At 66.7% G+C, this 13,934-nt stretch carries 12 protein-coding genes; 7 read left to right on the top strand and 5 right to left on the bottom strand.

Translation table 11 applies throughout. From position 1 onward, the window contains the following. The first annotated feature begins 21 nt into the window (after positions 1-21). The 5 genes from IBX22_RS06950 (at position 22) to IBX22_RS06930 (ending at position 5,696) form a co-directional block, all read left to right on the top strand. Positions 22-471 (top strand): GNAT family N-acetyltransferase, encoded by a 450-nt coding sequence (locus tag IBX22_RS06950; protein ID WP_194814506.1) that lies wholly within the window; start codon positions 22-24, stop codon positions 469-471. Positions 472-605: 134 nt separating this feature from the next. Next, a complete protein-coding gene (locus tag IBX22_RS06945; protein WP_309234464.1) occupies positions 606-2,696 on the top strand; it encodes a magnesium chelatase subunit D family protein in 2,091 nt (696 codons plus the stop codon). A gap of 262 nt (positions 2,697-2,958) precedes the next feature. Then, positions 2,959-3,573, top strand: a complete 615-nt coding sequence (cobO, locus tag IBX22_RS06940; RefSeq protein ID WP_194814505.1) for a cob(I)yrinic acid a,c-diamide adenosyltransferase — start codon at positions 2,959-2,961, stop codon at positions 3,571-3,573. Between the two features lie 259 nt (positions 3,574-3,832). Then, complete coding sequence (locus IBX22_RS06935) at positions 3,833-5,293, top strand: cobyrinate a,c-diamide synthase (RefSeq protein WP_309234463.1); 1,461 nt, start codon at positions 3,833-3,835, stop codon at positions 5,291-5,293. Continuing rightward, entirely contained in the window at positions 5,280-5,696 is a 417-nt protein-coding gene (locus IBX22_RS06930; RefSeq protein WP_194814504.1) for a cobalamin biosynthesis protein, read from the top strand. The genes IBX22_RS06935 and IBX22_RS06930 overlap by 14 nt, the downstream gene beginning before the upstream one ends. 150 nt (positions 5,697-5,846) lie before the next feature. Here IBX22_RS06930 and IBX22_RS06925 read toward each other — a convergent pair whose 3' ends face one another. Together IBX22_RS06925 and IBX22_RS06920 are read right to left on the bottom strand one after the other, a co-directional pair. Further along, positions 5,847-6,968: a hypothetical protein gene (locus IBX22_RS06925; protein ID WP_228538231.1), complete on the bottom strand. Its 1,122-nt coding sequence runs from the start codon at positions 6,966-6,968 to the stop codon at positions 5,847-5,849. Between the two features lie 8 nt (positions 6,969-6,976). Then, positions 6,977-8,107, bottom strand: a complete 1,131-nt coding sequence (locus IBX22_RS06920) for a phosphotransferase family protein (protein ID WP_194814502.1) — start codon at positions 8,105-8,107, stop codon at positions 6,977-6,979. A gap of 354 nt (positions 8,108-8,461) precedes the next feature. On the opposite strand from IBX22_RS06920, the gene IBX22_RS06915 reads away from it, so the two are divergent. Further along, positions 8,462-9,832: a DoxX family protein gene (locus IBX22_RS06915; protein ID WP_309234462.1), complete on the top strand. Its 1,371-nt coding sequence runs from the start codon at positions 8,462-8,464 to the stop codon at positions 9,830-9,832. Between the two features lie 22 nt (positions 9,833-9,854). On the opposite strand, the gene IBX22_RS06910 is transcribed toward IBX22_RS06915, so the two are convergent. Continuing rightward, positions 9,855-10,616, bottom strand: a complete 762-nt coding sequence (locus tag IBX22_RS06910; protein ID WP_194814501.1) for an ABC transporter permease — start codon at positions 10,614-10,616, stop codon at positions 9,855-9,857. Beyond that, positions 10,613-11,404, bottom strand: a complete 792-nt coding sequence (locus tag IBX22_RS06905) for an ABC transporter ATP-binding protein (protein ID WP_194814500.1) — start codon at positions 11,402-11,404, stop codon at positions 10,613-10,615. The genes IBX22_RS06910 and IBX22_RS06905 overlap by 4 nt, the downstream gene beginning before the upstream one ends. Before the next feature lie 533 nt (positions 11,405-11,937). Here IBX22_RS06905 and IBX22_RS06900 point away from each other — a divergent pair. Then, positions 11,938-12,852 (top strand): hypothetical protein, encoded by a 915-nt coding sequence (locus IBX22_RS06900; protein ID WP_228538230.1) that lies wholly within the window; start codon positions 11,938-11,940, stop codon positions 12,850-12,852. A 22-nt stretch (positions 12,853-12,874) separates the two neighbouring features. On the opposite strand, the gene IBX22_RS06895 is transcribed toward IBX22_RS06900, so the two are convergent. Next, positions 12,875-13,828 carry an alpha/beta hydrolase gene (locus tag IBX22_RS06895; RefSeq protein WP_194814499.1) on the bottom strand — a complete coding sequence of 318 codons (954 nt, stop codon included), beginning with the start codon at positions 13,826-13,828 and terminating at the stop codon, positions 12,875-12,877. Between the last annotated feature and the right edge of the window lie 106 nt (positions 13,829-13,934).

The raw sequence follows: 13,934 nt of genomic DNA, 5'->3' as shown, positions 1-13,934 counted from the left end.
CGGGCGTGGTAGCAAGATGCGATGATGTCAACGGTTGTTCTCAAGCGGTCATGGGCACAGGATCTCGACACCGCCACCCTCTACCAGCTGTTGAAACTTCGCGTCGAAGTCTTTGTCGTGGAGCAGAAGTGCGCCTACCCGGAGCTGGACGGTCTCGACCTGCTCCCGGAGACCAGGCACTTCTGGCTCGACGACGAGGGTGATGTCGTTGCCACCGCGCGGCTCTCCGAGGAGCACAACGACGGTGTGAAGTCCTTTCGCATCGGCCGGGTGTGCACCGAGAAGGCGGCCCGCGGACACGGCTACGCCAACCGCCTCGTCAAAGCCGCCATCGCCGAAGCGGGTTCGGACACCATCCGCCTGAGCGCCCAGAGCTACCTGGTGGACATGTACACCAAGCTCGGGTTCCAGGTGGACGGGGAGGAATTCATCGAGGACGGGATTCCGCACGTCCCGATGCGCAAGGGCTGAATCGCGCCGGGCACCCCTGTTGGTTTCTGAGCGCCCGGCGCAAGGGTGCTCGGGTCCATCGGGGTGCTCGGTCGGTTTGGGGGCTGACCGGGGTGGTGCCGGGAGGGCGGGTCCGCGCGCCTAGAGTTGGGTGCGTGTCCGTGTCCCATGCTGAAGTTGCACTTTCGTCCCAGACCGGCGAGGCGGGGTTTCCGTTCTCCGCTGTGGTCGGGCAGGAGCGGTTACAGCTGGCGCTGATCCTGTGTGCGGTGCATCCGGGGATCGGCGGTGTGCTGGTGCGCGGGGAGAAGGGGACCGCGAAATCGACTGTGGTGCGGGCGCTTGCGCAGCTGCTGCCGCCGGTGGTCGACGAGACGGGAGCGCGACCGGCGCGATTGGTGGAGTTGCCGGTAGGCGCCACCGAAGACCGCGTTGTCGGCTCCATTGATTTGGAACGGGTCCTGCGGGATGGAGAGCAGGCGTTCCGGCCTGGGCTGCTTGCCGCCGCCCACCATGGCGTCCTCTACGTCGACGAGGTGAACCTGCTGCACGACCACCTGGTGGATGTGCTGCTCGACGCCGCCGCCATGGGGCGCGTGCATATCGAACGTGACGGAGTCTCGCATTCGCATCCGGCGCGGTTCGTGCTCGTCGGCACCATGAACCCGGAAGAGGGCGAACTGCGGCCGCAGCTGCTGGACCGGTTCGGGCTCACCGTCGATGTGGTGGCCTCGCGAGAGGTCGACGTGCGGATGGCGGTGGTGCGGCGCAGGCTCGACTACGAAGCCGACCCGGCCGGGTTCGCGGACCGCTACGCCGCCGCGGATCGTGATGTGGCCGAACGGATTCTGGGTGCGCGGGACCGAGTCGGCGGAGTTGCGCTGGATAACGTGGAGCTGCGGCGAATCGCGGCGCTGTGCGCGTCCTTCGACGTCGACGGCATGCGCGCGGATCTCGTTGTCGCGCGCACCGCGACCGCGCACGCCGCATGGCGCGGCAGCGATGTCGTCACCGAGGCCGACGTGCGGATCGCCGCGGAGCTCGCGCTCCCGCATCGGCGGCGTCGTGACCCGTTCGATGAACCAGGCATCAGCGAAGAACAACTGGACGAGGCGATGCGCGAAGCCGCCGACGAAGCCGCCCGAGAGGGTGACGACCTGGGAAAAGGTGAAGCGGTCCCGCAGGATGCTGCGGGACCGCGCACCACGCAGGACGAACCCGGCGACGATCCGGAGTCCGGCTCCGATCGTGCCGATGCCGATGCCGATGCCGATGCCGATGCGGAACCGCCGAGGGATGGAGCGGATTCTCCCGCTGACGACGCGAATTCCTCTCCCGACGAGGGTGATTCATCGCCGCCGGGATCCGATGCGCCTAAACCCCCGAATCCAACTGAGAGCAGCGAGGATTCGCGCGGCGGCGGGCCTGCCCGTGAGCAACGGATCGCCGGGCCGACCGCCGGCCTCGCCAAGCCGCCACGCTGGGAAGTTCCCGGCATCGGCGAGGGCGCGCAAGGCCGCCGTTCGCGTGCCCGCACCCGCAACGGCCGGGTAGTCCACGCCGTCCCCGAGACCAACGCCGGGCTGCACCTGCTCGGCACCATTTTCGCCGCTGTCCCGAAACAGCACTCCCGCGGCCGCGTGCACGGACCCCTCGAATTCCTCCCCGAGGACCTGCGCGGCGCGTACCGCGAAGGACGCGAAGGCAACCTGGTCGTTTTCGTAGTCGACGCCTCCGGCTCCATGGCCGCCCGCGACCGCCTCTCCGCGGTGACGGGTGCCATCGTCACCCTGCTCCGCGACGCCTACCAGAGCCGCGACAAGGTCGCCGTCATCACTATGCGCGGCCAGGACGCCGAACTAGTGCTGCCCCCAACCTCCTCGGTCGACATCGCGGTGCGCCGACTCGCGGACCTGCGCACCGGCGGCAAAACCCCACTCGCGCAAGGCCTTGTGAAGGCCCGCGAGGTGATCCAGCGGGAACGCCTGCGCGATCCCCAGCGCCGCCCACTGATGGTGCTGATCACCGACGGCCGCGCCACCGGCGGCACCGACCCGGTCCTGCGCGCCCGCGCGGCGGCCCACCGCCTCGCCCGCGACAAGGTGACAGCGGTAGTCGTCGACTGCGAACGCGGCATGATCCGGCTCGGCCTGGCCCGCGACCTCGCCGCCGACCTACGCGGCGGATATGTGCCGCTGTCCGAACTCACCGGTGACACGGTGGCAGGCATCGTCCGCGCCGCCTGACGCACCGTGGGTCCGTCGCGGGTACCCGGCCTGCGAACTCGCGGCCGACCTACGCGGCGGGTATGTGCCGTTGTCCGAACTCACCGGTGACACGGTGGCGGGCATTGTCCGCGCCGCCTGACGCACCGTGGGTCCGTTGCGGTACCCGCCCTGCGGGCATCGAGGTCCGAGCACGACCAGGGTGAACGGGCGGTACAGGGATGTGGCACCGTTGGGGGTTCGAAACTCGGCCGGGTGGCCGCCGCGAGAAGGAGCTTGTTGGATGCCCAAGGGTGTGCCGGAGACTGTGCCCGATGACGGGCTGACGACGCGGCAGCGGCGCAACCAGCCGGTGCTCGCGGTGCATACCGGGCCCGGCAAGGGGAAGTCCACCGCGGCGTTCGGGATGGCGTTGCGCGCCTGGAACCAGGGCTTCGACGTCGCGGTGTTCCAGTTCGTGAAGAGCGCGAAGTGGAAGGTGGGCGAGGAAGCCGCCTTTCGCACCCTCGGCACCTTGCACGAGCAGACCGGCGCCGGCGGCCCCGTCGAATGGCACAAGATGGGCGAAGGCTGGTCCTGGACCCGCAAACAGGGCACCGACGAAGACCACCAAGCCGCCGCCCTGGCCGGCTGGCAGGAGATCTCCCGCCGCCTGTCCGCCGAACAGCACCGCTTCTACGTCCTCGACGAATTCACCTACCCCCTGAAATGGGGCTGGGTCGACACCGACGAGGTAGTCGAAACCCTGACAAACCGCCCCGGCAACCAACACGTCGTCATCACCGGCCGCGACGCCCCCCAAGCCCTCCTCGACGCCGCCGACCTCGTCACCGAAATGACCAAGGTCAAACACCCCATGGACGCCGGCCGCAAAGGCCAGCGCGGGATCGAATGGTGACCCGACCCCCGAAAACTGGGACATGGCCGAGGCGAAACGCGAGTAGCACCCTCAGCCACGTCCCACTTATCGACTGCCGCAACGGGTCCACCCTCGGCAGCGTGCGATGGGATGCTGTCCGGCTGAGCGCTGTTGGCCGCCGGGATCAAACCTCCCGAGGCGATGAGACGCCGTCCATGTGCATGGTCCGGCTGCGGCGGCCGGTGTGGCGGATGGCTGGTAGTTCGGCCGCCGGAGCGACCGACCTCGGAGGTGTCCGGTGAATGCGCCCGCCGTGGTTATCGCGGCGCCTGCTTCGGGTAGTGGGAAGACCACGCTCGCAACGGGATTGATCGGGGCGCTGCGTCGGGCGGGGCATAGTGTTGCGCCGTTCAAGGTGGGGCCGGATTACATCGATCCCGGGTATCACGGGCTGGCTGCTGGGCGGCCGGGCCGGAATTTGGACCCGGTGCTGGTCGGTGCGGATCGGGTGGTGCCGCTGTATCAGCACGGCACGCAGGGGTGTGATATCGCTGTGGTCGAGGGCGTGATGGGCCTGTTCGACGGGCGGATCGATGAAAACCATTCCGGCCCAGTCGCGGAGGGGTCGACCGCGCAGGTCGCGAGCCTGCTCGGGGCACCCGTCATTCTGGTGGTGGATGCTCGCGGGCATAGTCAGAGTCTCGCCGCCCTGCTGCACGGATTCGCGACCTTCGACAGTGGAATCCGGCTCGGCGGAGTGATTCTCAACCGCGTGGGCAGTGAACGCCACGACCAAGTACTGCGCGCCGCATGTTCCCGCGTCGGCCTCCCGGTGCTCGGGTCGCTGCCGCGCATGGCCGAATTGGAAGTCCCTTCACGGCATCTCGGCCTGATCCCGGCTGTCGAACATGGCACCGCTGCTACCGCCGCCGTCGCCGCGATGACGGATCTCGTTGCGGCGCACGTGGACCTTGCGGCCATCGCCGCGCTGGCCCGCTCGACAGTCGACGGCCCGGCCTGGGATCCGCAGGAAGCTGTGCGCCCGAGTCGGTCCGTTGCTCGGCGTCCCGGTGTGACGCCTGGTTCTACTGGGGAAAGCCAGGGTCCACGGGCTGACACTGCCGAGCCGAGTGGCGTTGTGATCGCGATGGCGGGTGGGCCCGCGTTCACCTTCGGGTATGCCGAGCATCGGGAGCTGCTGGCCGCCGCCGGTGCGCAGGTGGAGGTCTTCGATCCGATGCGCGATGAATTGCCGACGGGCACGGCGGGTTTGGTGCTCCCCGGTGGCTTCCCGGAGGAGCATGCGGCCGAGCTCGCTGGCAACACGCGGCTGCTCAAAGCGGTGGGGGAGTTAGCTCGGATGGGGATGCCTATCCACGCCGAATGCGCTGGGCTGCTTTATCTCACGCGCTCGCTCGATGGGCATCCGATGGCAGGTGTGGTCGACGCCGACGCGGAATTCGGTCCCCGTCTGACGCTCGGCTATCGCGACGCGGTCGCGCTCGCCGATTCCGTGCTCTGGCAGGCGGGTCAGCGCGTGCGCGGCCACGAATTCCATCGGACCCGGCTGGTCGCCGCCGGTGCCGACGCGCCGGCCTGGGGCTGGCACGGAAACCAGGGGGAGCGGGTCCGGGAGGGTGCCATGGTGCACCAGGTCCACGCCTCCTACCTGCACACCCATCCGGCTGGAAACCCTGAAGCCGTAACCCGTTTCGTGACCGCCGCCGCCGACTATGCCCGGACCCATGCCGCCACGTGAACGACGGCAGCACAGTCTGCGCAAGACAGTGTCGGTGGCCGACCTGGTGGTGGGCATCGGCCTGCGGCCGGGTGCCTCGGCCGCCGGTATTCGCCGTGCGGTCCGGGAAGTATTGGGCAACAACGTGATCCACTGCCTGGCGACGATTGACCGGCGCGCCGCGGAACCCGGATTGCTCGCGGTGGCAGCGGAATTGGGTGTGCCGGTGCGCGGTTACTCGGCGGCCGAGCTGGATCTGATCGCGGTCCCGAACCCGGCCGGGCGAACCCGGGACGCGGTCGGCACGGCAAGCGTCGCCGAGGCCGCCGCGCTGCTGGCGGGCGTGGGCCCGCTGGTGATCGATAAACAGAACGTCGGCGGCATCGTCATCGCCGCCGCCCGCTTCCAGCCCGGTTCGGTCTGAGCCGGAACACTGATCTCGGGCGTATCGCTCCAGGGCATCGGTCGACGCTCGGCGCACGCCGGGTCGAGCGTCGCTCTGCCGCGGCGACGCTCGACCCGGATCAAGACCGGCAGGTGCCTGATCGACCGCAGGCACCTGCCGGCTAGAAACTTACGGCGCGACCGAGGTCCAGTCGGCGAAGCCGGTGGGGTCGTGGCGGCCGAGGCTGGCGTGCTCGAACAGGCCCCAGCCTTCGGCGTCGCCGCAGCGGGCGTGGCCGACGTGGTCGATGACGCCGAACGGGATGCGGCCTTCGATGGCGGGGTCGGTGAGGTCGTAGGCTTGGGAATCGACCCAGCCGCGGCCCTTCCACTGGCCGTGCAACCAGTCCGGGTCCCCGCCGTAGCCGCAGCCGACGTGCAGGGGAATGCCGGTGCCGGCGGTGACCTCGATCTCGAGCGGCTTGCCGTCCGGCGTCGTGCAGTCGAGCCGGACGGCGACGGGAATTCTTGTGCCGGAACGGTACTGGAGCGAGACCCGAGGCCAGCCGAGCTGCTCGACGCGTCCGTCCGGCCACACCCGGGTGGCGTCGTTGAGGGTGCGGGTGCCGTCGGGTTCTTCCTGCACGATGATGATGATCGAGAAATCGTCGAAGCGCAGCGGCACGTACAGCCACCAGAATCCGTCGGCGGGTTCGGCGCCCGCGCGGCCCGCCGGTTCGGGATCACCGACCGGGCGGATACCCCAGGAGCGGTCCCTGGTTCCGGTCCACACCGCCGGATCGACCTGGGTGTCCGTGCCTTCGACAGTCAAAGTGCCTGCCCAGGAACCGACTTGGGCGAAGCGCTGGGCATCGATGATCGGCTTGCCGCCGCGCATGATCAGATGCGGCTGTTCCTGCACGACCGGGAACGCACCCTCCCAGGTCAGGTCGAAGCTCAGATCGTCGTGCTCACAGATCACCCGAAGTTTCTGCAGGGCCTCGACCACCTCGATGCGGTAGCCGCCGACCGACATGTCCAGGCTGCGGTCCCCCAGGGCGTCGGAGAAGCGGACCGAGCGCTGACGGTCGCCGCGCCCGACACAGGCGTAGGCGTCGGTGACACCGAGGTTCGGGTACACCCCGAAACCGGTGACCAGGAAGGTGCCGCCGTCCCGATCGTGGGCGTTGAAATAGCTGCGGTCGTAGAAGTTCCGGTCGCTGGTGGCGACCCGGGCCATGGTCAGCGGCGTCTGGTGGATCGGGTATTCGTCCAACGGTGCGGGCCCGAAGCCCGGAATGCGTTCAGCCATAGTCGTTCTCAATCCCATTGGTAGGTTCCGTCGAGCAGCGCCTCGAGGCTTGCCCGGTGCATCACGTAGTCGTCGCGATCCGCTGTGTCGGTGTCCTCGCCGAAATGCATCATCCGGCGCTTGACCCGGGCCATCACGATCGCGTGCTTGAGCGCGGAGAAGACGACGTAGAAGTCGAGATCGCGCAGTGTATGCCCGGTCAGCTCTTCGTATTTCGCGACGACGTCCTCCCGTCGGCAGAAGTCCGGCAGACCGGGCTGGCCGAACTTGACCGCCAGATCCTGGAAGAAGCGGTGCAGGAAGATGAGCCAGGCCACGTCGAGCTCACGGGGGCCGAGGGTGGCCATCTCCCAGTCCAGGACGGCGGCGGGCTCGAAACCGCGGTAGAGGATGTTGCCGGGCCGGGAATCGCCCCAGGACAGCACATCCGGGCCCGGATCGGCGGGCCAGTGCGCGTCGAGCCAGTCGAATGCCCGCTCGATGATCGGGATGGCGTAGCCGTCGTCGGCCAGGCCCCACTGGTACCACCCGCGGTACCAGTCGACATTCCGGCGCAGCGCCTGGCCCGGACCGTCGAGCATCGGGAATTTCGTTGCCGGATTCGGGATGTCGTGGATCTTGGCGATCGCCTCGACGGTGCCCGCTATCAGCTGGGCGCGCTCCTCGGGGGTGGCCTCGAACAGCCAGCCGAGGAAGACATACGGCGGATTGTCCGACACCACGCGGCCTTCGGACTTCTCCATCACGAAAAACGCCGCGCCGAGCACACTTTCGTCGGTCTCCAGCCAGCGCAGCCCCGGCACCGGCACTTCGGAGGCTGCCGCGACCCCGGCCATCACCTGGTACTGCATCGCCAGGTCGTAGGTCTCGAAGATCGGGAAATCGGCGTCCTGCGGCGCCAACCGGGCCACGAACGATCCGCCGTCCGGCTGGCCGCCGACGCTCCATTGCGCGTCGAAGAACACCGAGGTGCTCGACATCCCCGCACCCTCCGGACGCGACAGCGCCGAGATCTTCGGCGGCTCGTCGGCTGCGACCCGGCCGCCGAGCCAGCGCGACAGATCCTCGGCGAGGCTGTCGAGATCACGGCCACTGACGGTGAGTTGCACACGTTCGGTGGGGTCGGGCCCGTCGGCCATATTTGTCCTCCTGAAACCAGTTAGCTTGAGCGCGAATGTAACCCGCTTACTGCAGCGGCGCAGCGTAATCCCGGCCCGGCGGCGAACCCGCCCACTGCGCGGACGTGCTGGCTCACTGGACGGAATCGATGGTTGACATCTCCGGCCAACACGCGTTCGCTTGCAGCCCTGCCGGGTTCGGGCGGTAGGGCTGGCACGAGGTCGGTGGTGCGGTTGTCCCCCCGGGGGGCTAGTGCTGTCACCCGACGGAGCTAGGGGTGGCACGTAAGTCTCGAGACGTAGGGGAAGACCAGGGATTTCCTGGAGGTGCGCACCCTGGCGCGGCCGATAACTTCGGCTCACCAAATGTTGTCGGTGAGTGAGGTGGGTCGCGTGGGCGTGGTGCTGATGGAACAGGACGACAGGGCGGTGCAGGAGTCGCCGGAGCCCAGGGCCCCGTGGCATCCGCTGGCCCGTGTCGGCTTCCGGTTCTGTGTTGCCTATATCGGCTTGTTCTGTCTGTATTTCGCGCAGATCCTGTTCGTCTTCGCCGGCATCGCGGTCGCCGTGCTCCCGGACGATGCCGTCCAATGGCAGATGCAAAAGGTTGCGCCGCTTGCGGAATGGGTCGGTGAGCATGTCTTCGGTGTCGAGGCCGTGCTGTACCAGAGCGGTAGCGGCGATCAGACGGTGATCTGGGTGATGACCTTCTGCCTGCTGGTGATCGCCGCGGCGATCACCCTGATCTGGACGCTCCTGGACCGCCGGCGCACCGAATACCGCACGCTCGGGACCTGGTTCGTGACCTTCGTCCGGCTCTGTGTCGCGGGTCAACTGCTCTGGTACGGCTGGGCGAAACTGGTGCCCAATCAGATGCCGTACCCGTCGCTGACCACGCTGCTGCAGCCGTACGGCAACCTGACCAAGTTCGACGTGCTGTGGAATCAGGTCGGGGTTTCGCCGGTGTACCAGATGCTGCTCGGCGCCGCCGAGGTGGCGGCCGGGTTGCTGCTGTTTCTGCCCCGCACCGCGACGCTGGGCGGGATGATCGGGCTGATCAGCATGCTGCAGGTCTTCCTGTTGAACATGACCTACGACGTGCCGGTCAAGATCCTGGCCTTCCACCTGGTGCTGATGTCGTTGATCGTGCTGGCGCCGCAAACCCGCAGGATCATGAACTTCCTCGTGCTGCAACGGAATACCGAACCCGCGACGCAACGCCCGCTGTTCCGCAGCCGGCGCGCGAACCGTGTCGCCGCTGTCGTCCAGGCGGCCCTGGGTCTATGGGTGACCACCGCCTGCCTGCATGACGCCCACCAGGCTTGGTACGAATGGGGTTACGGCACACCGAAACCCGAGCTGTACGGCATCTGGAATGTCACCGAATTCGCCCGCGACGGCCAGCCCCTACCGCCCCTGACCACCGATGAAAACCGCTGGCAGCGAATGGTTGTCGATCAGGGCTTCATCGCCCACCAGGAGATGGACGGAACCCTGGTCAAGTCCATGGGCGAGGTGGACGCAGCAGCCCGGACCATTACCCTTGCCGCACCACCGAAGTCCGACGCCGCCTCCGCTCCCTTCGCCCAGCTCGCCTTCGAGGAGCTCGCCCCCGATCGCCTGATCTTGCGCGGCGAAATCGACGGCCACCCGGTGACGGTGTCCCTGCAGAAACAGGACCTCGACAGCTTCCGCCTCCGCGGACCCGGCTTCCACTGGGTCCAGAACGAGCCCGCGCTCAGCTGATCGACTCCCAGCCATCGCGTGCCTAGGAAACCTTGCGGCGATAGATGTTCATGGCGAAGGCGTACGAGACGACGAGGATGCCGACACACCAGCCCAGGGCGATCCAGATATCGGTGCCGACCGGATCCTGCGCGAACAGGTCGCGGATGGCGTTGACGATGGAGGTCGTGGGCTGGTGTTCGGCGAAGGCGCGCACCGGCCCGGGCATCGAGTCGGTGGGTACGAATGCCGAGCTGAGGAAGGGCAGGAAGATGAGCGGGTAGGAGAATCCGCTCGCGCCGTCGGGGGTCTTCGCGGTGAGGCCGGGGATGACGGCGAGCCACGTCAATGCCAGGGTGACCAGGAGCAGGATGCCGGCGACCGCGAGCCACGCGAGAATCCCCGCGCTGGAGCGGAAGCCCATGATCAGCGCGACGAGCACGACGACCACGACCGAGATCAGGTTGGCGACCAGTGAGGTCAGCACGTGCGCCCACAGGATCGACGACCGTGCGATCGGCATGGACTGGAATCGCTCGACGATGCCGTTCTTCATATCCAGGAAGAGCCGGAATGCGGTGTAGGCGATGCCCGAAGCGATCGTGATGATCAGAATGCCGGGCAGCAGGTAGGTCACATACGAATCCGTCCCGGTGTTGATCGCACCGCCCAGCACGTAGACGAACAGCAGCAGGAAGGCTATCGGCATGATCGTGGTCGTGATGATGGTGTCCGGGCTGCGCGCGATGTGGCGCAGGGATCGTCCCAGCAGGTAGCCGGTGTCGCCGAAGAATCGAGTGGTCATCGCTGTTCCTTAGCTGTCGGTGCCGTGGCTTCGTCACCGACGAGGGCGAGGAAGACCTCTTCGAGGCTGGGTTGCTTCTCGATGTATTCGACCTTGGCGGGTGGGAGCAGCCCTTTGAGTTCGGCAAGGGTGCCGTCGACGAGGATCCGGCCCCGGTGCAGGATCGCGATCCGGTCGGCGAGCTGTTCGGCCTCTTCCAGATACTGCGTCGTGAGCAGGACTGTGGTGCCGTTCGCGGCGAGTTCCTTGACGGCCTTCCACACCTCGATGCGCGCCTGGGGATCGAGCCCGGTCGTGGGCTCGTCGAGGAAGATGACCGGTGGGTTCCCGATGAGGCTCATGGCGATGTCGAGGCGGCGGCGCATGCCACCGGAATAGGTCGACACTTTGCGTGCGCCGGCGTCGGTCAGTGCGAAACGTTCGAGCAGTTCATCCGCGACCGCGCCCGGGTTCGCGATCCGCCGCAGATGCGCGATCAGAACGAGATTCTCACGCCCGCTGAGGATTTCGTCGACGGCGGCGAATTGGCCGGTGAGGCTGAAGGATTCCCGCACGTTCGCGGGCTGGGTGGCTACGTCGAAGCCATTGACACTTGCTGTCCCCGCATCGGCCCGGAGCAGCGTGCACAGGATGCGCACGACGGTGGTTTTGCCCGCACCGTTGGAGCCGAGTAGGGCGAAGATAGTTCCTCGCGACACATCGAAATCTACGCCGCGCAGCACATGGAGGTCCTTGTAGGACTTCTCCAGGCCCTGCACGGAGATCGCCGGAGCTTGCTGTGATGTCATCGAACAACCCTTCAGGGCGGTGATCCAGCCATGAGTAGATGTATACGTATGCGAGAACTATAAGTAGATGTATGCGTATATGCAAGGGGTCTGGAGTTCGGCAGAAATGAGGTAGTCCGTGCGTCAGGTCGGCGTTGTGAGTCGGGAGGCCGTCACCGGGGAGCGGGCATCGTGGCATCCGCTGACTCGAATCGGATTCCGGTTCTGCGTCACCTATTTCCTGCTCTTCGGGCTGGTTTTCACGCAAATCCTGTTCATCTTCGCCGGGTCGGTCACCGACTTCCTGTCGGAGGAATCGGTGCTGTGGGGGATTTCCGGGCTGACCGCGGGTCCGGAGTGGTTGGGCCGGAACGTCTTCGGTGCGGATGCGCCGTTGCGGATGAGCGAGAGCGGTGATCAGGCCTATATCTGGGTGTTGGTCTGCTGCCTGCTGGCGCTCGCGGCATTGCTGACGTTCGCGTGGACGGTGCTCGACCGGCGCGCCGAATACGGCAGGCTCGGTGCGTGGTTCGTGTGGGCGGCCCGTATTTGCCTTGGGTGCGCAACTGCTTTGGTACGGCATCGCGAAGCTCGTCCCGAATCAGATGCCGTACCCGCCGCTGACCGCCCTGCTGGAGCCGTTCGGCAGCCTCACCAGGATGGAGGTGCTGTGGAACCAGGTCGGGATCTCGCCGGTCTATCAGATGGCGCTCGGTGCGGTGGAAGTTCTTGCCGCCGTGCTGCTTCTGGTGTCCCGCACCGCCACCCTCGGCGGGATGCTGGCGCTGATATGCCTGGCGCAGGTGTTCCTGCTGAACATGACCTACGACGTGCCGGTGAAGCTGTTCTCGTTCCATCTGCTGTTGGTGGCTCTGGTGGTATTGGCGCCGCAGGTGCGCACACTCGCGAACATCCTTGTGCTGCAACGGCAGTCCGCGCCTGCTGTGCAGCCGGTGCTGTCCTCGAGCGCCCGGACCAACCGCATCGCCAAGGTTCTGCCGCTGGCGCTCGGCATTCTGGCGAGTATCACCTGCCTGCGCGACGCCTGGCAGTGCTGGCACGACTGGGGTTACGGCGCACCGGAACCGGCGCTGTATGGCATCTGGGACGTCACCGAATTCAGTGTGGCCGGGCGATCACTGCCGCCCTTGACTACAGACGAAATCCGCTGGCAGCGCCTGATTGTCGATATCCCGGGCCGGACGCATCAGCGCACAGGCCTGGCATACCAGCGCATGGACGGGACTCTGGTGCCGGCGCGTGGGGAAGTGAACGTCACCGAGCGCGTCATCGCGATGCCGGGGATCGCCGCTTTCACCTATCACGCCTCGACCCCCGACCAGCTGATCCTGCAAGGAGATCTCAACGGTCACCTGATCACGGTGTCGCTGACCCGGCACGACCTGGACGACTTCCGCGTGCGTCGTCCCGGCTTCCACTGGGTTCAGGAATCTCTACCTCGCGACTGACCCCAACGCTCCGCGCCGCAGATCAGTTGAGGTTTGTCGACTGGTTGGACCAGTTCGCGGACGGGGTGGACAGCTCGCCGCCGACAACGAACGCCCGCCGCGCCTTCGCGTCGCCGCGGAGTTGGGACATCAGCCATGCGGTGGGATAACCGAGGTAGCCGTAGACGCCGGTGGTGCACGGGAACGACGCTCCAGCGCAGGTGGGCTGGCCTTGGACATCGTTGTGGTTGGGCCCGTTGAGGGTTGCCCAAACTTTGGGAAGGTGCGCGGGGATCGCTTCGAAAAACGCTTGGTTGGACTGCAATCCGCTCGTCTGCCATGGGAGTGGCTGGTGTGAAGGCGAAATGAGGCTGTCCTCGGAGCCGTTCACCAGGAACACCGAACTCGCTGTCAGGGTGCTGGTGTCGGGGCACCAGTTGCCGGTCAGGCACCAGACTCGCGCGGGCAGTTCGAGCGGCACTGCTGTCTTGATCCGGCCTTGCGCACGCTTCAGAGCGTTGAGCACACCGCTGGCACCTTGCGAATGCCCCATAGCCCCAACAGAATCCGGATCCAACTTGCGGTAGAAGACGCTCGCCGGGTCGGCTGCTTGCTTCAGCAGGAAATCCAGCGATTCGATGATCTCCTGCCCGGACCCGGTCTGCTGATTCTCCGTGGCCACCACCACGAATCCCCACGACGCCAAATGGCGCAGCAGATAGCTGTACTGCTTCGGCACCGCCCCCGTTCCATCGCCCCACACCACGATCGAATGCCGGGCCTCGAGCTCGCTCGGATGCCAGAGGTCGAACTTCGCCCCGGTCGAATCACAGCAACCGAATCCGAGTCGCTCGGTCACCGCCCACGGACCGGGCTGGAAATAGGTCGCCTCGATCCCCGGATTCGGAACATAGGGATCCGAATCGGCCTGTGCGACACCGACTAACAACGGCAGGCAGAGCACTACCGTCGCCAGCAACAGAATCAGTCGGTGCATCGGCTGAGTATAGAAACGCAGGGGCTGCGGACTCGGCTCTGGCGCGCGTGTCACGGGACCGGGTAGCGCCCACAAAGGAACGTGTGGCGCTGTCACTGCCGAACTA

It is taken from the genome of Nocardia sp. XZ_19_385, assembly GCF_015355755.1.
In the GTDB taxonomy this organism is placed as follows: Bacteria; Actinomycetota; Actinomycetes; order Mycobacteriales; family Mycobacteriaceae; genus Nocardia.
This window is presented reverse-complemented; position numbering and strand designations above follow the sequence as displayed.

What these genes read in the sequence shown, in the direction of transcription:
- IBX22_RS06950 (WP_194814506.1), top strand. Translation starts at nt 22, where the DNA reads ATGATGTCAACGGTTGTTCTCAAGCGGTCATGGGCACAGGATCTCGAC.
- cobO (WP_194814505.1), top strand. Translation starts at nt 2,959, where the DNA reads ATGCCCAAGGGTGTGCCGGAGACTGTGCCCGATGACGGGCTGACGACG.
- IBX22_RS06930 (WP_194814504.1), top strand. Translation starts at nt 5,280, where the DNA reads ATGCCGCCACGTGAACGACGGCAGCACAGTCTGCGCAAGACAGTGTCG.
- IBX22_RS06925 (WP_228538231.1), bottom strand. Translation starts at nt 6,968, where the DNA reads ATGGCTGAACGCATTCCGGGCTTCGGGCCCGCACCGTTGGACGAATAC.
- IBX22_RS06920 (WP_194814502.1), bottom strand. Translation starts at nt 8,107, where the DNA reads ATGGCCGACGGGCCCGACCCCACCGAACGTGTGCAACTCACCGTCAGT.
- IBX22_RS06910 (WP_194814501.1), bottom strand. Translation starts at nt 10,616, where the DNA reads ATGACCACTCGATTCTTCGGCGACACCGGCTACCTGCTGGGACGATCC.
- IBX22_RS06905 (WP_194814500.1), bottom strand. Translation starts at nt 11,404, where the DNA reads ATGACATCACAGCAAGCTCCGGCGATCTCCGTGCAGGGCCTGGAGAAG.
- IBX22_RS06895 (WP_194814499.1), bottom strand. Translation starts at nt 13,828, where the DNA reads ATGCACCGACTGATTCTGTTGCTGGCGACGGTAGTGCTCTGCCTGCCG.